The sequence below is a fragment of the Candidatus Galacturonatibacter soehngenii genome (genome assembly GCF_008830185.1).
Classification (GTDB): domain Bacteria; phylum Bacillota; class Clostridia; order Lachnospirales; family Lachnospiraceae; genus Lachnotalea; species Lachnotalea soehngenii.
In genome coordinates this window covers 884,678-908,242 of the sequence record NZ_WAGX01000004.1, presented here as the reverse complement: position 1 = coordinate 908,242, position 23,565 = coordinate 884,678, and the positions used below count along the sequence as shown (strand labels likewise).

The 23,565-nt window shown below is 34.9% G+C and carries 21 protein-coding genes and 1 riboswitch; all 21 genes read left to right on the top strand.

The genetic code is table 11. The features are described 5' to 3' along the window. Entirely contained in the window at nucleotides 1-930 is a 930-nt protein-coding gene (locus F7O84_RS06800) for a carbohydrate ABC transporter permease (RefSeq protein ID WP_151143338.1), read from the top strand. Nucleotides 931-973: 43 nt separating this feature from the next. Next, complete coding sequence (locus F7O84_RS06795; protein ID WP_151143335.1) at nucleotides 974-2,539, top strand: extracellular solute-binding protein; 1,566 nt, start codon at nucleotides 974-976, stop codon at nucleotides 2,537-2,539. 87 nt (nucleotides 2,540-2,626) lie between these two features. Beyond that, nucleotides 2,627-5,056, top strand: a complete 2,430-nt coding sequence (locus tag F7O84_RS06790; RefSeq protein WP_192451678.1) for a rhamnogalacturonan lyase — start codon at nucleotides 2,627-2,629, stop codon at nucleotides 5,054-5,056. A 9-nt stretch (nucleotides 5,057-5,065) separates the two neighbouring features. Continuing rightward, nucleotides 5,066-5,875: a polysaccharide deacetylase family protein gene (locus tag F7O84_RS06785; RefSeq protein WP_151143330.1), complete on the top strand. Its 810-nt coding sequence runs from the start codon at nucleotides 5,066-5,068 to the stop codon at nucleotides 5,873-5,875. Nucleotides 5,876-5,944: 69 nt separating this feature from the next. After that, nucleotides 5,945-8,539 (top strand): exo-rhamnogalacturonan lyase family protein, encoded by a 2,595-nt coding sequence (locus F7O84_RS06780; RefSeq protein ID WP_151143328.1) that lies wholly within the window; start codon nucleotides 5,945-5,947, stop codon nucleotides 8,537-8,539. Nucleotides 8,540-8,718: 179 nt separating this feature from the next. Continuing rightward, on the top strand, nucleotides 8,719-9,732 hold the full coding sequence (locus tag F7O84_RS06775; RefSeq protein WP_243140829.1) for a LacI family DNA-binding transcriptional regulator: 1,014 nt from the start codon (nucleotides 8,719-8,721) through the stop codon (nucleotides 9,730-9,732). Between the two features lie 285 nt (nucleotides 9,733-10,017). Continuing rightward, nucleotides 10,018-11,382 (top strand): ABC transporter substrate-binding protein, encoded by a 1,365-nt coding sequence (locus tag F7O84_RS06770; RefSeq protein WP_151143325.1) that lies wholly within the window; start codon nucleotides 10,018-10,020, stop codon nucleotides 11,380-11,382. Between the two features lie 110 nt (nucleotides 11,383-11,492). Then, nucleotides 11,493-12,419: a carbohydrate ABC transporter permease gene (locus F7O84_RS06765; RefSeq protein ID WP_243140828.1), complete on the top strand. Its 927-nt coding sequence runs from the start codon at nucleotides 11,493-11,495 to the stop codon at nucleotides 12,417-12,419. A 2-nt stretch (nucleotides 12,420-12,421) separates the two neighbouring features. Continuing rightward, on the top strand, nucleotides 12,422-13,273 hold the full coding sequence (locus F7O84_RS06760; RefSeq protein WP_151143323.1) for a carbohydrate ABC transporter permease: 852 nt from the start codon (nucleotides 12,422-12,424) through the stop codon (nucleotides 13,271-13,273). A gap of 13 nt (nucleotides 13,274-13,286) precedes the next feature. Next, complete coding sequence (locus F7O84_RS06755; protein ID WP_151143317.1) at nucleotides 13,287-14,312, top strand: glycoside hydrolase family 130 protein; 1,026 nt, start codon at nucleotides 13,287-13,289, stop codon at nucleotides 14,310-14,312. A gap of 36 nt (nucleotides 14,313-14,348) precedes the next feature. After that, nucleotides 14,349-15,464, top strand: a complete 1,116-nt coding sequence (locus F7O84_RS06750; RefSeq protein ID WP_151143314.1) for an SGNH/GDSL hydrolase family protein — start codon at nucleotides 14,349-14,351, stop codon at nucleotides 15,462-15,464. Between the two features lie 80 nt (nucleotides 15,465-15,544). Continuing rightward, the gene (manA, locus tag F7O84_RS06745; protein WP_151143310.1) at nucleotides 15,545-16,486 is read left to right on the top strand and encodes a mannose-6-phosphate isomerase, class I; all 942 of its coding nucleotides are present in this window, start codon (nucleotides 15,545-15,547) and stop codon (nucleotides 16,484-16,486) included. A gap of 124 nt (nucleotides 16,487-16,610) precedes the next feature. Beyond that, a complete protein-coding gene (locus tag F7O84_RS06740) occupies nucleotides 16,611-16,793 on the top strand; it encodes a FeoB-associated Cys-rich membrane protein (RefSeq protein WP_151143307.1) in 183 nt (60 codons plus the stop codon). Nucleotides 16,794-16,882: 89 nt separating this feature from the next. Continuing rightward, nucleotides 16,883-17,329, top strand: coding sequence for a TspO/MBR family protein (locus tag F7O84_RS06735; RefSeq protein ID WP_243140827.1), 447 nt, complete (start codon nucleotides 16,883-16,885; stop codon nucleotides 17,327-17,329). A gap of 75 nt (nucleotides 17,330-17,404) precedes the next feature. Then, nucleotides 17,405-18,181: a ZIP family metal transporter gene (locus F7O84_RS06730; protein WP_151143302.1), complete on the top strand. Its 777-nt coding sequence runs from the start codon at nucleotides 17,405-17,407 to the stop codon at nucleotides 18,179-18,181. A gap of 113 nt (nucleotides 18,182-18,294) precedes the next feature. Further along, nucleotides 18,295-19,626: a D-alanyl-D-alanine carboxypeptidase family protein gene (locus tag F7O84_RS06725; RefSeq protein ID WP_243140826.1), complete on the top strand. Its 1,332-nt coding sequence runs from the start codon at nucleotides 18,295-18,297 to the stop codon at nucleotides 19,624-19,626. A gap of 63 nt (nucleotides 19,627-19,689) precedes the next feature. Beyond that, a complete protein-coding gene (locus F7O84_RS06720; RefSeq protein WP_243140825.1) occupies nucleotides 19,690-20,130 on the top strand; it encodes a hypothetical protein in 441 nt (146 codons plus the stop codon). A gap of 172 nt (nucleotides 20,131-20,302) precedes the next feature. After that, nucleotides 20,303-20,953, top strand: a complete 651-nt coding sequence (locus F7O84_RS06715) for a hypothetical protein (protein ID WP_151143296.1) — start codon at nucleotides 20,303-20,305, stop codon at nucleotides 20,951-20,953. 12 nt (nucleotides 20,954-20,965) lie between these two features. Then, nucleotides 20,966-22,078 carry an aldo/keto reductase gene (locus F7O84_RS06710; protein WP_151143293.1) on the top strand — a complete coding sequence of 371 codons (1,113 nt, stop codon included), beginning with the start codon at nucleotides 20,966-20,968 and terminating at the stop codon, nucleotides 22,076-22,078. 79 nt (nucleotides 22,079-22,157) lie between these two features. Further along, nucleotides 22,158-22,354: riboswitch (cobalamin riboswitch) on the top strand. A gap of 149 nt (nucleotides 22,355-22,503) precedes the next feature. Then, nucleotides 22,504-23,253 (top strand): energy-coupling factor ABC transporter permease, encoded by a 750-nt coding sequence (locus F7O84_RS06705; protein ID WP_151143290.1) that lies wholly within the window; start codon nucleotides 22,504-22,506, stop codon nucleotides 23,251-23,253. A 1-nt stretch (nucleotide 23,254) separates the two neighbouring features. Further along, on the top strand, nucleotides 23,255-23,563 hold the full coding sequence (locus F7O84_RS06700) for an energy-coupling factor ABC transporter substrate-binding protein (protein WP_151143287.1): 309 nt from the start codon (nucleotides 23,255-23,257) through the stop codon (nucleotides 23,561-23,563). Nucleotides 23,564-23,565 lie beyond the last annotated feature (2 nt).

Genomic DNA, 23,565 nt, shown 5'->3' with positions numbered 1-23,565 from the left:
ATGGCAGATTTAGCTAGTTATAATAATACAAAAAATAAAGTTACAGGAAACAACAAGATAAAATCAAGTACAGGAGATCGGATTGTTCAGATATTAATTTATCTAATCGCTGGTATCGTCGGAATTGCTACATTACTTCCCTTCCTCTATGTATTAGCAGGCTCTTTTGCAACAGAAAGGGAATTAACAGAAAAGGCATTCTTTATCATACCAACAGAAATTTCTTTTAATGCGTATCAATATATCGTAAAGACGGGTGAAGTTTTCAAAGGATTAAAAAATTCTATTTTTTTAACCATAGTAGGGACATTTATTCAAATGTTTTTTACTACAACATTTGCCTATCCGCTGTCAAAAAAACATTTTAAAGGAAGAAATTTAGTTTTGAATCTAGTAATTGTAACCATGCTATTTTCAGGTGGCATGATACCAACCTTTTTATGGATTAAGCAGTTGGGGCTATATAATTCATTTTGGGCGTTAATGCTTATGGGAGCCATTAGTCCATTTAATATGATAATAGTGAAAAAATTCTTTGAAGATTTACCAGGAGAACTGGATGAGGCAGCAAGAATCGACGGTGCAAATGATTTAGAAATTTTTTATAAAGTTGCACTTCCTTTATCAAAGCCTGTTATTGCTTCCATCTCTTTGTTTTACGCTGTAGGACATTGGAATGACTATTTTAATGCCATGATTTATTTAAACAATCCAGCAAAAGAAACGGTTCAGATTGTACTTAGAAGAATTGTTTTATTAACAGGTAAAATTGAAGCAGAAATGATGACCTATAATACAAATGGAGCACCTCCGGATAAAGCTGTTAAAATGGCTGCTACCGTAGTTGCAACTGTTCCAATTATAATGATTTATCCATTTGTTCAACAGTATTTCGCACAGGGTGTTATGGTTGGTGCCGTAAAAGGCTAAGACCGTTATACTATAAATTATTAATTTTTTAAGGAGGATAAGTATGAAATTGAAAAAAGTTACAGCATTAATGCTTACGCTTGCAATTGCAGTGGGAAGTTTAGCTGGTTGTGGAGGTTCTGCCGCTACAAGTACAACAAAAACAGAGGAAGGAACAAAAACGACAGATTCTGGGACTTTTGAAAAAGCAAATATTACAATGATGACCTATGATTATTCAGGTAGTCCTGTATCAGGCGAGCATTCCGATGAAGTTCTTGCTCAGATGGAGGAATACACCAATACTAAGGTGGATTTTACATGGGTGCCAGATGATAATTATGAAGATAAATTAAGCTTAACATTGGCTTCTGCTGATGATATGCCAATGATCATTTCAGTAAGTAAAATGTCAGCGGTAATCGTTGGTGCTGCAAAAGCAGGTGCCTTCTGGGATCTAAAAGATTATATGTTTGACGCACAGAAGTATCCAAATTTATCACAAGCGAACGAATCTGTAAACGAAGGTGTTACCATTGATGGACAATTAATCGGTGTGTATAAAGCTAGACCAATCGGAAGAAATGGTTTGGGATATCGCGCAGATTGGGCGGAAAAATTAGGCCTTAGTGCTCCTACAACAATTGAAGATGTCTATAATATGATGTATCAGTTTACCTATGGTGATCCAGATGGAAATGGTGTAGATGATACGTATGGTTTAGCTCTTTGTAAATATACAGGTCCATTTGATATTATGCAAACATGGTTTGGAGTAGGAAATCAGTGGGTAGAAAAAGATGGTAAATTAGTACCTACATTCCAAACAGAAGAATATATGGAAGCATTAAAATGGATTAAAAAAATGTATGATGATGGTTTAGTCTATGAAGACTGGGCAGTACGTGATACAGCTACATGGGCAGACAGTGTAAAAAATGGTGAATGTGGAATGTTCATTGATGTTTTAGATGGGGCAAGAAAAATCTGGGATTACTTTGAAGATCAAAAGGTTCCATCTGTAGTAGATGCAAGTAAACCAGCTTCTATGAATTTAATTGGAAGTATTGAAGGTAAAACACTTGCTACATCAGGAAACAATGGTTTCTTTGTAATTACAAAAGCGGCAGATACAGAAGAAAAATTAGCTGCATGCTTGAATTATTTAGACAAAATGTGCTCTGACGAAATGATTACCTTAGCAACCTATGGGATAAAAGATGTACATTGGAATCTGGATGAAGAGGGCTATTTAATTGACCTTGATGCAGGTGATGAGGTGTCGACAAAAGCATATCAAGCTTTAAATCAGACAATTCCATTTATTCCTAACTTAAAAGCTTTAAGTCCAGTTGTAAAGACAAATGAAAGAATTGAATTAGAAGAAAAGGTAAAGAAAGAAAATGAGGCAGTAGCAGTATTTAATCCTGCAATTTCATACTTAAATAATTCAGATACCTATTCATTAAGTGGAAGTACATTAGATAAAATTATCGATGACGCAAGAACACAATATATTTGTGGACAGATTGATGAGGCTGGCCTTCAGGCAGCTTGGGACAACTGGTTGACACAAGGCGGTAAGAATGTAATTGAAGAAGTTAACGCACAGTACACTGCAACAAAATAATCAGAAAGAAAGAAGGGGGTTATTTGCCCCCTTTCTTTCAAATCAAACGTTTCAAAGGGAAATGATTTGGTAAACGGAGGAAGTATCATGATAAGTAATCTGAAAGTGAAAGCACTGAATGATTCAAATGTAGTTATAGGTTGGGATAGTATAAAAGAAGCACAATGCTATCGCGTGTATTGGGCAGATAAAAATATTCCAACTATGAAATTTAAATGCCTAACAGAAACAAAGGAAACAGAGTATCAGCTTAATAAAAGTACTCATGTTCCACATTTTCTAAAAGTGGCACCTGTCATGAATGGAGTGGAACAAGAAGAATCCAAGATACTAAAGACAGATGTAAAAAAAGTATTTCATGAACAACGAGAAAAATTATCCAGAGGCTTAATTGCTGCCAAAACAAAAAAAGGTGTGTTTTTAAGTTGGAGATTGATGATAGATGAAGTGGATGGATATTCAGATACAGGGTTAACTGGAGCAGACTTTATAATATATAAAAATGAAAAAAGGTTGGCATTGGTTACCGATAGTACGAATTATCTTGATGAAGAAGGAAGTGAAGCGGATACTTATCAAGTTGCGGCTATATTTAATGAGGTAGAACATGACAAGTCGGATAAAGTAACTTGTTTTGCTTCAAATGAAAACTATATTGATATACCCATGCAAATTCCAGAAGGCGGGGTAACACCAGTCGGAGAAGAATATGAATATCATGTGAATGACATGAGCATCGGAGATGTGGATGGAGACGGAGAATATGAATATATTGTCAAATGGGACCCAACAAATTCACATGATGTGTCTATTAAAGGCTATACTGGTAATTGCTATATTGATTGCTATAAATTAGATGGAACGTTGTTATGGCGTCTTGATATGGGGGTCAATATTCGCTCTGGTGCTCATTATACGCAATTTATGGTATATGATTTTGATAATGACGGGAAGGCAGAGATGGCTGTAAAGACTGCACCTGGTACAAAAATGACGTTGTACAATAAGGATGGAAGTATTAAAGCAGAAAAATACATAACAATGCCCAAAGAAGATATAAATAAGGGGTATCGCCACTTTGATAATTATGTTTGTAGCTCAAAAGATTATGTAGATCACTTAGTTGAGGTATTTATGAATTGGCATAATCACGAAGAAGTAAGAAATGGTAATTGGCCAAAAACCTTAGAAGAGTGTTTTGGGATCGAACAAAAATATGAATATCCATTGTCAAAAGAAGATGCCAGTCAATTGGTGTATTATTTTATTCATGTGTTTGCAAAAGAAAAAAGTCCCAAGAATGAATTGGATAAATTTGAAGGGTTTATCTATGAAGGTCCAGAATATCTGACCATGTTTGCGGGAGATGGAAAGGAAATTGAAACAATTCCTTTTAAATACGGCCGTGTCGATGATGGATTAATGTGGGGAGATTATGCTATGAATCGAATCGAACCATGTAATAGGGTTGACAGATTCTTATCAGGAGTAGCATACTTAGATGGAGAGCGTCCATACTTGATTATTTGCAGAGGATATTATACAAGAACGACTATCGTTGCATATAGTTTCTTTGAACGAAAATTAAAAGAGTATTTTAGTATTGATTCTGGTTTTGTTCCAATGAAAAATCCATTTCAGGATAATCCGCATATGGGAGTGGGAACAAACAGTGAGTATGGAATATTAGCAGGGCAAGGAAATCATAGCTTGTCGACAGCAGATGTAGATGGTGACGGGTTTCAAGAAATCATATATGGCGGTGCTGTGATTGACCATGATGGAAGTATCTTATATAGCAGTTATGGATATCTGCCAGATGGAACCTATGCAAAGTTAGGCCATGGAGATGCCATGCATGTTGCAAATATTGATCCAGATAAACCAGGTCTTGAAATATTCCAAGTCTTTGAAGGAGCAAGATATGCTCCATACGGTTTTGCACTAAGGGATGCACAAACTGGTGAAGTAATCTTTGGAGAATATGCAGAAACAGATTTGGGACGATGTATGATAGGAGATATCAACCCACAAGTCAGAGGATTACAAGTATGGGTATATGATGTAAGAAGTTGTACGGGAGAGATTCTTTCTGACAAGCTTCTTGGTACGAATCAAAGCATTCGTTGGGCTGCTGATTTGACAACGCAGATATTAGATGGAACGGATTTATTTGCAAAACATCAAGGTGTAATTAATGATAATATTCACGGCAGTATGTTAATTCCAGAGCAAATGGCTACCAATAATGGTACCAAAGGAAACCCATGTTTGATCGCGGACATTTTTGGAGATTTTAGAGAAGAACTAATTCTTCGAAAAGCTGACAATAGTGCCATACGCATATATACAAATACGGATATTACAACACACAAATTATTTACTTTGATGCATGATATACAATATCGAACGGGAGTAGCATGGCAAAACAATTGCTACAATCAGCCATGTTATACAAAGTTTTATTATGCATCCGATATGGAGTGGGAATATGTCTTGCCCCAATTGCTAAAATAGGAGGAGAAAATGAGTCGATTATTAAAAAATATTTACACTTGTTTCCCAGAGGGAAAGCACAAAGTTCTAACATTTAGTTATGATGATGGGAAGGAAGAAGATCGTAGATTAGTAGCATTATTGAATCATTATGGAATGAAAGGAACCTTTAACTTAAATGGTGGAATTGATTGGGATGACAAGCGAATTCCTCTTAGTGAATACAAAGAGTTATATGCAGGACATGAGGTGGCGTGTCATACCTATACCCATCCGACCATTGAAAGGTGTCCAATCGATCAAGTGATTGCTCAAGTAATTGAAGATAGAAAAGTATTGGAAAAAACAATGGGCTATACAGTAAGAGGAATGGCTTATCCAAATGGCTCCTATACAAAGGAAATTCAAGAGATTCTACCAAAGCTTGGAATTAAATATGCAAGAGTGGTTGGAAATTCTGATAATTTTGGTATGCCAACTGATTATACAGCATGGAAATCTACTTGCCATCATAACCATAATCTATTAGAACTTGGTCAGCAGTTTGTTGATTTATTTAAGAAGCAATATCTCTATATGATGTATGTATGGGGACATAGTTATGAGTTTACCGATAGAGATAATTGGGATGTTATAGAGAACTTTTGTAAACTAGCAAGTCATAAAGATGATATATGGTATGCTACTAACATTGAAATCTACGACTATATGGAGGCAGCAAGTAGATTGCAATATGCAGCAGATGCTAGCTTTGTTTATAATCCGTCTGCAATGTCTGTATGGATTAGTGTGGATGAGAAAATAATCGAAATTCCTTCTGGAAAACAAATAGAAATCTAGAAATAGAACATAGGAAGGGAAAGCGGTGAAAGAAATGTATTTCACCGCTTTTTAAGTGGAAAAGAGACAATGGAAAAAATAAAAATGCATTTTTTAGAAAATAGAAAACAGTATGGTTATGTAAATTTTGGAAGTGTATGGGAAAAAGGTAAAGTAAATAGAAGCGATAGCTTTGTACTAAAAGTAAATGAAGAAAAGTGCGAGTTGCAGTCAAGAGTCACCGCTTATTGGCCAGATGGGAGTGTCAAATGGGCAGCTCACTGTGCAAATATAAAAAAAGAGGCACAACAAATTACATTGGAAGCCAGTACGAAACAAATGGAACCCAAATCTTTCATTCAATTAACAAAGACGCAAGGGGCAATTGTGATAGATACAGGTAAAATGAAAGTTGCATTTGCAAACCAAGGCAACTATTTGATACAAGAGATGGATCTGGATGGAAAAAAAAGTGCTTGTCAGGGACAATTGATTGCCATACTTGAGGAGAGAAGTGAAGATGAGGAGATTATAATAAAGAAAGAAGTACCTTATCAATCGATTATTAAAGAAACGATGATTGAAGAGGAAGGGAGTCAAAAGATTGTAATTAGAATAAGCGGCGTTCATAAAAATGAGGTGACGCAAAGAGAAGTGCTTCCTTTTATTGTACGTTTTACACTATATTATCATTCCGATGAAATACATATGACACATACCTTTTTCTATGACGGTATACCAGAATTTGATTTCTTAAAAGGAATTGGATTTCAAATAAATTGTCCACTAGAAGGCAAACTATATAATCGCCATGTTAAAATCCTTGGAGAAAATGGGGTGTTTCATGAAGCAATGCAATTACTTCTTAGCTGGAGGCCCCCTATTGCAGATTCAATCTATCAAAAACAATTAGAGGGTACTTTTTTGCATTTCGATCATGAAGGAGATAATAAAACATTAGAAGCAATCGAGGATATGACAATATGGAGTAGCTATCGAGTGATTCAAAATAGTGTCAACCATTACTTGATTCAAAAGAGTACAGAGAAAAAGAACTGCTGCTATATTTCTTGTGTAGATGGAGAAAAGGCAAAAGGAGTTGCTGGTGTATTTGGTGAAAATGGTGGTCTTATGGTTGGAATGAGAAATTTTTGGGAGAAATATCCTTCTTCAATCTGGATAGATGAAATGAAGGAAGATTCCTGTAAAATTACTACGTGGATTTGGTCACCAGAGCATGAAGCAATGGATTTTAGACATTATGATGATATAGGACATGCAAATGCTTATTATGAGGGATTTCATGAATTAGGCGCAACCCCTTATGGAATAGCCAATACAAATGAAATCATATTAAAGGGGGTTACAAACCGTGTAGCAACGGATATTGAATTGGATGAATTGTACGAAACAATTCAAAAGCCAGCAGTACTTATAGCAAGCCCTAAGTATTATTATGAGAAAAAGGCTTTTGGACTATGGAGTTTGCCTTCCTATGAAACAACATCGCAAAAGTGGCTTGAAAAGCAAATGGATTTGGCAATTGAATTTTACAAAAACGAAGTAAAACAAAGAAGTTGGTATGGTCTGTTTCATTATGGAGATTTTATGCATACTTATGATAGGAATAGGCACTGTTGGAGGTATGATATGGGGGGATATGCATGGCAAAACACAGAATTGGTCCCAACGTATTGGCTTTGGTATGCATTCTTAAGAACAGGAAGAGAAGATATTTATTCACTAGCAGAAGCGATGGCAAGACATTGCTCGGAAGTAGATGTGTATCATTTAGGTGAGTACAGAGGAATTGGTTCCAGACATAATGTAATTCATTGGGGGTGTTCTTGTAAGGAGCCAAGAATTGCGATGGCAGGACATCACAGATTTTTCTATTATTTAACTGGGGATCATCGAATGGAAGATATCTTTGAAGATGTAAAAGATGCAGACTTTTCCTCCCTACATATGGATCCTTTACGCTTTTTTTATGATAAGGATAAAATGGTATTTAAAACGCATGCAAGGTCTGGGCCTGATTGGTCTAGCTATGTTGCCAACTGGATGACACAGTGGGAACGAAAGGAAGATGAGCATTATAAAAATAAAATTTTAGTAGGCATCGAAGATTTAAAAAAAGCACCGCTTCAATTAACGTCTGGCTCTGATTATGAATACGATCCAGAAAGTGGTCATTTGCGTTACATAGGAGAATTTGCAACAGGAGGGTCGCATCTGGCACTTTGTATGGGGGCGGCTCAAATATGGATGGAACTTGCAGATATAATTGAAGATGAAGAGTGGGAGAAAATGATAGCGGATTTTGGAGTTTTTTACTTTGATACTCCAAAGGAAAAAGAACGAAAAAGTAAAGGGATAACACAAAGCAGAGAGTTTGATCATGGATACATGGCTGCATCCATGGCTGCATATGGAGCTCATTATTATAAGGATAGTACGTTAGCGAACAAGGTATGGAAATCTTTGTTTGATGTGATTTATACGTTTAGTGATAAAAAGGGATTTGAACCTGTTACAGTACAAGAAAATATTTTTTCAAAAGGATTGCTAGAAATCCCATGGATTAGCACAAATGTTACTGCACAGTGGTGTTTAAATATTATAGTTGCCTTGGAGTTAATCAAACAAGAGCTTAAAAAAAATCCATTTGATTATTTTGAATAGTTTTTAAAAATTAAGTAAAAAAATATCCTGTAACTTAAAAATATGATATACTATTACCTATCAGATAAATGTAAGGAAATACGGAAAGGAAAATATGAATAGGAAAGATACCACAATGTGCGTAACGAATCACGGGTATCAGGGGGAAAATCATTTGACCCCTAATATTTATATCATATATGAAAAGTATGGGAAAAAGTATAACAATGAGAGACATCGCAAAAGCGCTGGAGGTAAGTACAGTAACGGTATCTAAGGCTCTCTCTGATAAAGAAGGCGTAAGTGACGAAGTAAGGGCAAAAATAAAACAAAAAGCACAAGAGATGGGATATCGCTATAACTCATTAGCAAAAGCGATGAAAGAAGGTAGCAGCTATAATATAGGAATATTGGTATCAGAGAAATTTTTTTCAAGTAATTCCTTTTATTCGGATTTATATAAGAAGATTATTATGGAATTAACTAGAATCAAATATTCTGGGATATTAGAAATCATTTCATATGAAGATGAAGTAGAACTTAATATGCCAAATATGGTAGTAAATAATAAGGTAGATGGAATTATACTAATGGGGCAAATAAGTACAGGTTACATTGAGCATATGGATGAGATGGGAATACCCTATATTTTTCTTGACTTTTATGATGAGCATTCACAGATTGGAGCGATTGTAAGTGATAATGTTTATGGCAGTTATCTATTGACGAATTATCTGATATCAATGGGGCATACGCAAATCGCTTTTATAGGAAATATTACTGCAACAAGCAGTATATTAGATCGTTATCTGGGGTATTACAAGTCCCTTTTATTTCATAATATAGAAATGAAAAAAGAATGGCTCATAAGTGATCGAGATGAATCAGGCAAATATATTAATATTGAATTTCCAGAAGAAATGCCAACTGCGTTTGTGTGCAACTGCGATCAAGTTGCTTATCATGTAATGGAGCAATTAAAAGAACGAGGATATTTAATACCAGAGGATATATCGATTGTTGGCTTTGATGACTATATTTATTCTACGATATGCTCTCCGCAATTAACTACATTTCGTGTGGACATGGAGGCAATGGGAGAAATCGCTGTAGATGCAATTTCTAAAAAAATTGTCAACGAAGAATATTTGATGGGGCGAAAAGTAGTAAGTGGGAATTTAATTATAAGGGAATCTGTGAAAAGAATTAAGTAAAATTAGGTAAAGGAAGATGTATTTTACATCTTCCTTTTTTGTACCCAAAATACGTTAGCTTTCTTTAAGAGGACTTTATAGCGTTCTACAATCAAAAGCATTTGAATACGATTATTCATATACAACAAAATAATAGAAGAAAAATTGTTTAATACTACCAAATATAAAAAGTATATTGACATAAAATATAACAAATCATATAATTAAAATATAAGTTATCGATAACTTAAATAAAACCTAAATAACTTAATGTCAAAAGTGTTTTGGTTAAATGGAGGGTAAGCAATGGGAAGGAAATTAGTAAGTGTTTTATTAACTGCTGCTATGACAACTGCTTTATTTTCAGGGTGCACAACAGATAAGGAAACAGCGGTGACAAAGTCAGAAGATGAACAAACTGCTACTTCAGATTCAAGCGGGGAAGTAAAATCAAAAACTTCGGAGTTTAGCGGAGACTTAACGGTATTGACACATCGTACTGATTTGATTGACACAAAGTTTGCAGACTACAAAAAGGAATTTGAAGCAAGATATCCTGATGTAACAATTAAGTTTGAGGCAATAACGGATTACGAAGGTGACGTAGCAATTAGAATGGGAACCAAAGATTATGGAGACGTATTAATGCTGCCAGGTTCTGTTCCAAGTAATGAGTTTGCAGATTATTTTGAACCATTGGGAAGTGTTGAGGAATTGTCAAATAAGTATAAAGAAGAATTTTTAAATGCGAAAATTAGTCAAGGGCAGGTTTATGGCTTACCTTCTTGTGCAAATGCCCAAGGTGTTGTATACAACAAGAGGATTTTTAAAGAGGCAGGTATTACACAAACGCCCAAAACACCAGAAGAATTCTTAAATGCATTACAAAAAATAAAAGATAATACAGATGCCATTCCATACTATACAAACTATGCGGCTGGTTGGACCTTGACTGCATGGGAAGATCATGCTTGGGGTTCTGTAACAGGAGATGCCAATTATCATAACAATGTGATTATTCATGAAAAAGATCCATTTAGAGAAGGTACTTCTCATTATACTGTTTATAAGCTTTTATATGATATTGTTTCAAAAGGTTTATGCGAAAAAGATCCTGTAACAACCGATTGGGAACAGTCAAAGGTTATGCTAAATAACGGTGAAATCGGATGTATGATGCTTGGTTCTTGGTCGATTTCTCAGATGAAGGGAGCTGGCAGCAATGGCGATGATATAGGCTATATGCCATTCCCTACGAATATAAATGGAGTACAATATGCAACGGCTGGTGCGGATTATTGCTTTGGTATCAACGTAAACAGCCAACAAAAGGCGCTTGCAAGAGCTTGGATTGATTTTATGGTTGATGAATCTGGTTTTGCGCTTAGTGAAGGTAGTATTTCCATATTAAAAAATGATCCTTTGCCAGAAACCTTAAAAGATTTTTCAGAAGTTACCTTCATTGTAGATGAACCTGCCACTGCACAAAATGAGGGATTATTCGATGAATTGAGTAATACGTCAGAAGTAAGTCTTAACACAGATGTAGAAAAGAAACGAATTGTGGAAGCTGCAATGGGTAACACGAATGAAAGCTTTGATGATATTATGAACGATTGGAATGAAAAATGGGCGACAGGGCAAAAAGAATTAGGTTTAGAAGTCGAATAATGCACATTTTATATCAAAACTAGTTATATAATCTTTGAAAATACAGGTTTCTTATAATTTGTAATGTGTTTATGCAAATGTTTGAAGCCTGTATATTTAGGAGGAATGGTATGGATGACGTAACAGATAGCAAATTGACTTTTCATGAAATGGGAAAGAAAAGATTTTCATCAAGAAAGGTTCAAAAAAATGTTGTTATTATTTTATTTTTATTTGCACCTTTGCTTTTATTGATTGTTTTTACCTACATGCCTTTTACGGACATGGTAAGATATAGCTTCTTTAAATGGAACGGAACGAGTAAAACCATGAAATGCATAGGAGTAAAAAATTATATCGAAGTCTTTACAAGACCTGAATATTTTGGCGTACTGAAAACCAGTTTGTATTATTTGGTGGGTTCTTTTGTTCAAATTGGGTTGGCACTTTATTTTGCTACCATACTTAATTTTAAAGTACGCTTTTCCAATTTTTTTAAAGGAGCCATATTTTTTCCTTATTTGATCAATGGAGTTGCGATTGGTTTTGTATTTTTATATTTTTTTAAAAGTGGTGGTACTTTGAATTCCATTCTTACGGCTTTTGGAGTGGCAGAAGAAAAAATACCGTTATGGTTAAATAATAGAAGTTTGATTAACGTATCCTTAGCCTTTGTTTCTGTGTGGAGGTACATGGGGCAAAATATGGTTATGTTTAGTGGTGCGATGGCTTCTGTAAATAGTGATTTATATGAAGCCTCTGAGTTAGATGGTGCAAATAGGTGGCAGCAATTTCGCTATATCATTTTACCAAATATTAAGTTGGTAGTAAGTCTGAATATGATATTAGCGGTAAAAGGTGCGATTAGTGTATTTGAGATTCCATATATTATGACAAATGGAGGAAATGGCTCTGCTACCTTTGTTACTAAGACATTAGAAACTGCTTTCACAATGAAAAAAGTTGGCCTGGCATCTGCTATGGGTGTTGTATTACTAATATTTATCCTTATCATCACGTTGATTCAAAAAAAATTCTTTGAAGGCAAGGAGGCGTAAGAATGGAACTTAGTATTCACCACAAAATCTCTAAAGTAGTTGTAGTTTTTATGAAATACGTTTCTCTGCTTTTTGCCGCTCTGATTGCAATTGTACCTCTAATGGTTGTATTTTTAGGTTCCTTTAAAACAAAGGAGGAATTTAGCACGACAAAGGTATTAGAATTGCCACATAATTTTTTGAATTTTGATAACTACATAAGGGCTTTTGTAGAGGGGAAGATGTTGCTTGGTTTTGCAAATACCTTATTTATTTTATTCTTTTCCATTTTGGCAACTCTGTTAACAGGTACTATGACAGCTTATATATTAAGTCGGTTTGATTTTAAGTTAAAAAAATTGGTTCAGGCGGCATTTTTAATTGCGTCTCTAATACCAAGTATTACCATGCAGATGAGTACGTTTCAAATTATTTCTAGATTAGGGATTTTTAATACGAGAATGTCAACAATCATATTATTTGCGGGGACGGATATTATTTCAATTTATATCTTTTTACAGTTTTTAAATAACATTTCAAGATCTTTGGATGAGTCAGCTATTATGGACGGAGCATCTTATTTAACCATATTTTTTCGAATATTAATTCCGTTAATGAAACCAGCAATTGTCACTGTACTAATTATTAAAGGGGTTAATTTCTATAATGAATTTTACACACCATTTCTTTATATGCCAAGTACGGATTTGGCGGTGATTTCTACGGCATTATTTAAGTTCAAAGGGCCATATGGAACGCAGTGGGAAGTGATTTGTGCAGGTGTTATCATTACAATTATACCTACACTACTTATATTTTTATTACTTCAAAAACAGATATACAGTGGACTTACACAAGGTTCCGTAAAGGAATAACAGGAGGTTAAAAATGAGTAAGATAAAAATAGTAGCAAGAGATAGTTTACCAAATATTCCATGGCAAGATAAAAAAGAAGGTACGAACCATACACCAATATGGAGATATGAACACAATCCAATCATAGACCGAAATCCTTTAGAAAATGTTGCACGAATTTTTAATAGTGCAGTGGTAGCATATAAGGATGCATTTATAGGTGTTTTTCGTGGTGAACAGGTAAATGGTGTTCCTTATATCTATTTAGGCTATAGCAAAGATGGGATTAAGTGGGACTTTGAAAAGGAAAAAGTTCATTTTATAGACGAACAGGGAAAGGAATTTGAGCCTCACTATGCATATGATCCTAGACTTGTGAAAGTGGAAGAGGCATATTATCTCATATGGTGTACAGATTTTTATGGGGCAGCGATTGGTTTAGCAAAGACGACTGATTTTAAGACATTTGTACGATTAGAAAACCCCTTCATTCCATTTAATCGAAATGCAGTTTTGTTTCCAAGAAGAATAAATGGAAATTATATACTGCTTTCAAGACCAAGTGATAGTGGGCATACACCGTTTGGAGATATTTTCTTAAGTGAAAGTCCAGATATGACCTATTGGGGAAAACACAGACATGTAATGGGAAGAGGACAAAGCTGGTGGGAATCCGTTAAAATTGGAGGTGGAGCAGCACCGATTGAAACTAGCGTTGGTTGGCTTTTATTCTATCATGGAGTAAGTGGAACCTGTAATGGTTTTGTTTATAGTATTGGCGGTGCAATCCTTGATATTGATAACCCTTCTAAAGTAATCTATCGTTGTGAAAACTTTTTACTCACACCAGAGGAATGGTACGAAGAAAGAGGCTTTGTTAATAATGTGGTATTTCCTTGTGCAACGCTTACTGATTCGGATACGGGAAGAATTGCCATTTATTATGGTGCGGCAGATAGTTATGTCGGATTAGCCTTTACGACGGTAGATGAGGTGGTGTCTTACATAATGAAACATAGTGTAGTAACTGACAATGATTTGGAGATAGGGATTCGTTAAAATCCATTGATGAAGCTACTAAAATAAGGAGGGCCTATGAGAGAAATCAATGAACTTGTGAAGGATGCTATCGTTCAAAGGGGAAATTTAGAAAATATAAAAAAGGTAATGCGAAATGGTGAAAATGGAAAACCAATTACGATAGGTTTTATTGGAGGATCTATTACACAAGGCTCTTTAGCTAGCTCGCCAAAGACTTGCTATGCTTACCTTGTATACCAGTGGTGGGTTAGTAAGTTTCCAAAGGCGTCTGTAAAATATAGAAACGCTGGAATTGGTGCAACTACATCTCATTTTGGTTGCGCACGGGTAGAACAGGATTTGCTTAGGTTTGAACCTAATATATTGATTATAGATTTTAGTGTTAACGATAACATAAATACATTAAATGAGGAGACGTTTGAAGGTCTAATTCGAAAAATATTAGATTATAATATAGGGACAGGGATAATCGTAATAAATCATGTGAATTATGAAAGTGGAGAAAACACGCAGTTTAGTCACAACAAAATCGCCAAGCACTATGGACTACCTTGTATCAGCTTAAAAAATAGCTTATATCCTTGTGTGAAATCGAAATTGTTGTTAAAAGAAGATATCACTCCCGATGATTTACATCCAAACGATTTGGGACATAAACTAGTATCTGATATTGTAAATGGAGTGTTAGAGCATATTTATCTAGAAAGAAATGAAAAAGAAGATAAGATAGATCTACCAAAGCCATTCACAAGAAATGCATATGAAAAAGCAAGGATTTATCAAAATAGCAATAGCAATTTTATAGCAAAAGGATTTATCTGTGATTCGTCCAAGAAAGAAGACCTGCAAGACATTTTCAAATCTGGATGGTTTGGAGAAAGAAAAGGAGATACATTAACCTTTTATCTAGAAGGAACTGAAATAGCAATACAATACAAAAAGACGATTCAAAGGCCTGCACCTAAAGCGAAAGTATTCGTTAACGAAAAAGAAACAGATATTATCTTGGATGCTAATTTTGAAGAAAACTGGGGCGATTGTTTATATACCCAGCCAATAATAATTCATGGAGAAGAGCATGTATATCAAATAAAAATACAAATAATAGAAAGCTCGAATAATGGGTTACAACCTCTATACATCAGTTCTATTATAACCTCCTATGAATAATTCATTTAATTTTAAAACGTAATGTGATATAGTATTACTTACAAAATAAATAAGCGACTGTAAATGTTAGGAGAAATATCATGTCAGTAAACAAAGAAATTTTATTTATCAAGCCAATTTTCAAAGAGAACATATGGGGCGGCAGCCGATTGAATACCGAGTATGGTTACCAGATTCCTAGTAATACGACAGGAGAATGCTGGGCAGTCAGTGCACATGAAAATGGTGATTGCTTGGTATCAAATGGGCAGTTTGCAGGTGAGAGCCTGGCAAAATTATGGAAAGAACAGCAAGCTTTATTTGGAAATATAGGTGGAGACAAATTTCCTTTACTTATTAAAATTATAGATGCAAAAGATGACTTAAGTATTCAAGTTCACCCTGATGATACCTATGCAAAAGAGCACGAGAATGGTTCACTTGGAAAAACAGAATGCTGGTATATTCTTGATTGCAAAGAAGATCAAGAAATAGTAATCGGTCACAATGCAAAGTCAAAAGAAGAATTAGTTTCCTTAATTGAACAAAAAAAGTGGAATCAACTCATTCGAACTCATTCTATTAAAAAGGGAGATTTTTTCCAGATTAACCCTGGTACAGTACATGCTATAAAAGGTGGTACGTTGATATTAGAAACACAGCAAAACAGTGATATAACCTACCGTGTTTATGATTATGACCGCTTGACGGATGGACAGCCAAGGCAACTACATATTGATAAGAGTATTGATGTAATTCATGTACCTTTTGTAGAAGAAAAGTATCAGGAAGATAAAGACGTAAAATCACAGTGCAAAAAGCTTATTGCTTGCAATTACTATGAAGTATACAAATTCGAAATTACGAAAGAAGAAGAATTCCTTCAGGATAAAGCATTTCAGATAATGAGTGTAGTAGAAGGTGAGGGGAGTATAAATGGAACCAACATCAAAAAAGGCGACCATTTTATATTGCCATATCAATTTGGAACGTATAAGTTAGATGGAAATATGACGATAATAGCTTCCAATCCTACTATATAAGGTTGATATTTCATTGTTCTAGCATTGACATTCAATAAAAATTGGAATATACTTATAAAAGAAAATGATAATCACTTTCATTATCGATTCAATTGAAAGCCTTATTTGAAAAGGAGGATGTTTTATGCTACAATTTATAATATCGAATTTAGCGACTATTATTATTAGTTTATTGCTAATAACAATGGTAACCATGATAATCCGAAAGATGATAAAAGATAAAAAACAAGGAAAGAGTTGTTGCAGTGGAGGCTCTGGGTGTGATGGATGCAGCCATGCTTCGACACAGAATTCGTGTCATCATTAGATTAGATAAATAGGTTATAAACCAGTCTCATTTTTCATAAAATAGAAAAAAAGAGATGGTGTATCATGTGCCTTAAATGGAAAGAACTGATGATAAGTATAGCAATTAGTTTGGGAGTAGGAACACTGGCAGGATTTTTAACGCGAAACAGTGTAGCTATTTATAGTGAGCTTGAAAAACCTCCCTTATCACCACCACAATGGCTATTTCCTGTGGTGTGGACGTTGCTTTACATACTAATGGGGATTTCGGCCTATTTGGTATATCAATCGGATGCTGACACAAAGGAAAAGAAAGACGCACTAAGAGTATATGGTATACAGCTATTACTTAATTTTGTTTGGTCTTTGGTGTTTTTTAATATGCAAGCGTACTTACTGGCATTTATCATTTTAATATTATTATGGTTTGCTATTTACATTATGATTGAAAGATTTAGTGCAATTTATATGACCGCTGGAAAATTACAAATTCCGTATTTACTGTGGGTCATGTTTGCAGGTTATTTAAATCTTGCAATTATTTGTTTGAATTAACAATAATTAGCAAATAAGAAAATTGTTTTTGGTGTATCCTAACACTTAATACGAGAATATATTGGAGATGATAAAATGTATATTACACTTGGAATTTTAATACCATTTATTGGTACAGCACTTGGAGCTGGTTGTGTATTATTTTTAAGAGATCAAATATCCCCGCTGATTCAAAAATGTTTGCTTGGTTTTGCATCAGGTGTGATGATAGCAGCCTCTGTATGGTCGTTGCTGATACCAGCGATTGATATGTCAGAACCTATGGGTAAATTTTCTTTTGTACCAGCGGTTGTAGGATTTGCAATCGGAATTGCATTTTTGCTATTAATGGATAAGATTATACCACATTTGCATTTGAGTAGTGATGAGCCAGAAGGAATTAAGAGCTCACTAAAAAAGAGTACAATGTTAGTGCTTGCTGTTACGCTACACAATATTCCAGAAGGAATGGCAGTTGGTGTTGTATTTGCAGGAGTAATGACAGGAAATAGTAATATTACATTAGCGGGTGCATTTGCACTAGCAATCGGTATTGCCATTCAGAACTTTCCAGAGGGAGCAATTATTTCTCTTCCATTAAAAACAGAAGGAAAAAGCAAAGGAAAAGCTTTTTTATATGGAATTTTGTCTGGTGTTGTGGAGCCTGTTGGGGCATTTATAACGATATTACTTACCAGTTATGTTGTGCCATTGTTACCATATTTGTTGTCATTTGCGGCGGGCGCAATGGTATATGTGGTAGTAGAAGAATTAATACCTGAATCTTCACAAGGAGAACATTCTAATATTGGAACGATTGGTTTTGCAATTGGTTTCTTAATTATGATGACTCTTGATGTTGCGTTAGGTTAAGAATTAAGAACATGAGGAATTTTCTTCATGTTCTTTTGTTTTGCACATTTGATACATAAAAACTTTTTTTCTGTCATAAATAATAACTAATAAGTGCTTTTATAGAGGTCCCATTGAAGAAAATATTTTTATGCATTTTTATATTATACTTAGTAATATGGAATGTTACCTCAGTATATGCAGTAGAGCAAGATACCTCAACACAACAAGAGGAGATAGGTAGTCTTTATGCGAAAGCAGCAGTACTTATGGATGCTGATACAGGTAGAGTTTTATTTGAAAAAAATGGAACACAACAGCTTCCTATGGCAAGTACAACTAAAATAATGACATTGATTGTAACGTTAGAAAATACCAATACCGATGATTTGGTTACCTTTTCAAAATATGCATCGTCTATGCCAGATGTACAGCTAAATGCTTTAGCAGGGGAACAATTCTATTTAAGAGATTTGTTATATTCATTAATGCTAGAATCACATAATGACAGTGCGACGGCAATTGCAGAGTATGTGGGATCAACTGCATTTACAGACCGAGTGGATGCAAAAGATGCTACAAAGGAACAAAGCAAAGAATATATCAAGGCTTTTGCCAAGATGATGAATCAAAAAGCGAGAGATATTGGTTGCTTTAATACATATTTTATTACTCCTAATGGCTTAGATGCCCAAATGAATATGGAGGATGGAAGTATAGCAGTTCATTCTACAACAGCCAAAGACCTGGCAAGAATCATGTCGTACTGCATAAATGAATCGCCAAAGAAAGAGCAGTTTCTTGAGATTACAAGAACAGCAAATTACAGCTTTCATAATATGGTAACAAAAGAAGATGGAACGACAGAAAATGGAAGCAGATCGTTTTCTTGTAATAATCACAATGCCTTTTTAAATATGATGGACGGAGCGTTATCAGGAAAAACTGGATTTACAAACAATGCAGGATATTGTTATGTAGGAGCTTTGAAAAAAGACGGAAAAACGTTTGTTGTAGCATTACTCGCATGTGGATGGCCTAATAATAAAAGCTATAAGTGGAGTGATACAAAAAAGCTAATGAGTTATGGACTTGAAAATTATTCGTTTCACTATTTTGATGAGGCGGTTGTTGATGAAACAAAGTTTGAACCTATATTGATAAAGAACGGGCAGACGAAGTATATAGGTGGTAAGGCTTATAGCGGGCTACGTGTTCTAGAACTTACTTCTGATAAAGATAAGCAGGAGGGCTTACTTCTTCGAGACGATGAAAAGATAGAGGTGCAATATGATATAACGAAAGAATTAGAAGCACCCGTAAAGGTTGGCGATCAAGTGGGGACGGTTAAATATTTATTAAACGGAGAAGTATGGAAGATAAAGAATGTAGTACTAACAGACAGTGTGAATCGAATTGATTTTATGTGGTGCTTTCAACAGGTATTCCAAAAATTCGCAATTTAGAATGTATAATGATTCTCAAAAATCAGATACTAATTGTTAAAGAAAAATTCAAAGTGCGAAAGGATGAATTCAATGAATGAAGATACCATTTGTCTTTTAAAGGAATGCAATGCAGGCTGTAAAATGGCAACAGACAGCATGGAACAGGTAATGGAATATGTTGAAAACGATGAACTGCGTAAACTAATTGATCGTTATAACGAGCCTCATATTGCGTTAGGAGAAGAGTGTACTCGATTATTAAAAGAGGAAAAGAAAGAAGATAAGGACCCAACCCCTATGGCAAAAACTTTTTCATGGATTAGTACAGAAGTAAAATTAATGATGAATGATAGTTCTGATAAAATAGCCAAAATCATGATGGATGGTTGCAATATGGGGATTCAATCACTGAGTGAGTATGTCAATCAATATGTAAATGCTTCAAAAGAAGTAGTGGATTTAGCAAATCGATTGATTCGAATTGAACAAGATTTTATGAATGACCTACGTGCATTTTTGTAATGAACCACAAGGTAGAATAATAGCAGGTAAAAGTTTAAATGTTTTGCTTTTGCCTGTTATTTTAATTCTTTATAGAAAAATCTTTACAGATATTGTAATATAGCATAAAATTTAAAGAGAAGAATTTAATTACGAGTAAAATACGTGATACCTAGACATAAGCGGAGGACATATGAAAGATACGATATATCGATATCACTATAGAGGTCATCGAAACACAAGCGTTTCGATTGATTTGGAGAAAATCATAAATGATACAAAGCAAATCATTCATCAATACATCAAAAAGGAAAAGATAATGACAGCATGTATGTATGAGCATGAGAATATGTTGTTTGCTTATTATGAGTCAATTGGTGAAGAAATAAAACCAGAGGAACTTTTTGCCCCCTTTTCTAGTTCTTTGTTGAAATGGCCAGGAGAAAAGTACATGCGTGATTGGGTACAAATGAATCATGTGTTTTACCATGCCATTCCAGAAGGAATAACGGATTGGAAAAGAGAACGAAAACCAGAACTTCAAAGAGGTAGAATTGCTTTTTTAAAACCAGATAAATTATTTGACTATGTGTATTACCATGTGGCGATTACCAAAGAAGGACTTTTACATGGAGACAAATACCAATCCATTGCTTTACATGAAAATATTTTATTTTCATATTTTGAGGAACCAAGAACGGAGATTAACATAGTTAGGGATTTGTCAAAAAATTCAAAGGTGATTGAAGATTGGCTGCAGGTAATACCAGAATCACATTTTATAAAAGGGCCTCAACAATCAAATTTTACATTTATAAATTCACTTATTACAATGGGTCAATAGGAGGAAAAGATGATGAATTATAGGAAATTTGGAAATGTTGTCAATGAAATATCTGCACTAGGTTTTGGTGCAATGAGACTCCCTGTAGAAGATAATCATATTAATGAAAAGGAAGCCATTAAAATGATTCGCCATGCGATAGATGCAGGGGTTAATTATGTAGACACTGCCTATCCATATCATCAAGGAGAAAGTGAAATTGTTGTAGGAAAAGCATTAAAAGATGGATATCGTGAAAAAACATATCTTGCAACCAAATGTCCAGTATGGGAAATTAATAAAGAAGAGGATTTTGAACGATTACTAGACGAACAGCTAGATAAACTTCAAGTTGAAAAAATTGATTTTTACTTACTACATGCACTAGATAAAGATAGGTTTGAAAATAAAATTAAGAAATTTAATTTAATTAAGCACATGGAAGAGGCTAGAGAGGCTGGGAAAATATCTTATATTGGTTTCTCTTTTCATGATGAATTACCTGTATTCAAAGAAATTATTGACTATTATGAGAATTGGGATTTTTGCCAAATTCAGTTTAATTACATAAACACAGACTATCAAGCTGGTCTGGAAGGTCTTAAATACGCCTATGAAAAAGGAATTGGTGTGATTATAATGGAGCCACTTCTTGGTGGTAAATTAGCAAACCCATACGAAAATGTGGCAAGTGTACTTTCAAAAGAGAAGTCACCAGTGGAATGGGCACTTGATTATATATGGAATCATAAAGAAGTGGCTCTTTTATTAAGTGGAATGAGTACGATGGAGCAAGTGGAGCAAAATTTATTATATGCTTCAAGAAGCAGCGTAGGAATGTTAAGCGAAGAAAATATTGCGATGTTAAAAAAGGCGAAAGAAGTATTTGATACAAAGGCTTTGGTTCGATGTACAAAATGTGAATATTGTTTGCCATGTCCAGCAGGGATAAATATTCCTGAGGTTTTTGAGGTATATAATAAGAGCGCAGTTCTTGGCGAAGAAAAGGCGAAGGAATTATATGAGGAGTTAGAAATAAAAGCAAGCGAGTGTATGTCATGTAGACATTGTGAAGGCGAATGTCCGCAACACATCATAATCAGTGAGGTTATGAAGGATGTCTCAGAAGCTTTGCAAACGGCGTAAATTGTTTGACGTTTACATACTTTCATGTTATATTCATCAATAGAATTGAATAATAATAACAAATGAAGTTGTTTTGCTTCATGTTGTTGGTGCAAAAGGTGCCTAATCTATCCGAGTATAGGATTAGGATAATAGGGAAATGGGTGAGAATCCCATACGGTCCCGCCGCTGTAAAGAAGGAGCTACATTTTGATAAGCCACTGCGTGTAAACGTGGGAAGGTAAGATGTGGTGTTGATAGCTGAGTCAGAAGACCTGCCTTTTGATACGTGATTATAAAAGCTGCGGAGCACAGCATTTTATAATAGATAGCACCGTAAGGTGCCCCCTATTTTGGCTAGGAGTCTATTTACTGTCACGTGATGTGCTGATGGTAAATAGATTTTTTTGATTTTCGGGGTAATACATACGTTTAAGGAGGAAGTAATGAGAAAAAAGGAAAAAAATTTATTTATTGCCCTTTTGGGCTTTGCTCTTATCTTTAGTAAGATTCCTACAGTAAATGCCATGCATATTATGGAGGGGTATTTACAACCAGGCTATTGTGTGGCTTGGGGAGTACTTTGTATTCCATTCTTGGCACTGGGAATCATCAAAATTAACAAAGTGGTAGGGGAACACAGAAAGACGTTATTGATACTTGCTATGGTAGGTGCTTACACTTTTGTGCTCTCATCTTTGAAATTCCCTAGTGTAACTGGTTCTTCTAGTCACCCGACAGGAACTGGACTAGGTGCGATGATATTTGGACCAAATGTAATGGCGGTAATCGGAATTATAGTACTTTTATTCCAAGCGATTTTGTTGGCACATGGCGGTCTTACAACACTTGGAGCCAATACGTTTAGCATGGCGATTGCAGGTCCTATTGTAAGCTTTGGTATTTATAAGCTGGGTACAAAGCTGAAATGGAATAGAAAAGTAACTGTATTTTTAGCTGCTTCACTCGGTAATTTATTTACCTATTGTGTTACAAGTGTACAGCTTGGTATTGCTCACCCAAGTGTAACAGAAGGAATTGGCGGTGCGATTGGCGAATTTTTAGGGATTTTCGCTCTGACTCAGATTCCGCTTGCAATCATCGAAGGTTTGTTAACAGTTGCTGTTTTTATCGGACTTGAAGTCTATGCAAAACCAGAGCTTTCTGAAATTGGATTTTTAAAGGAGGCAAAGTAATATGAGTAAAAATACAAAAATAATTGTTGCTTTAATTTTAGTATGTGTGGTAATGACCGTGATACCGTTTGTTATTTCATCAGGCTCAAAGTTTGGTGGAGCTGACGATGCAGCAGGAGCTATTGTGGAAGAACTTTCACCAGGATATGAGCCTTGGGCTGCGCCAATTCTAGAAACAATATTAGGCGGAGAACTTCCAGGAGAGACGGAGAGCTTATTGTTTTGCCTTCAAGCTGCAATCGGCTCAGGTATCTTGTTTTACTGTTTTGGATTCTTAGTAGCTAGAAAAAAGTACTTAAAAGAAGGATAAAT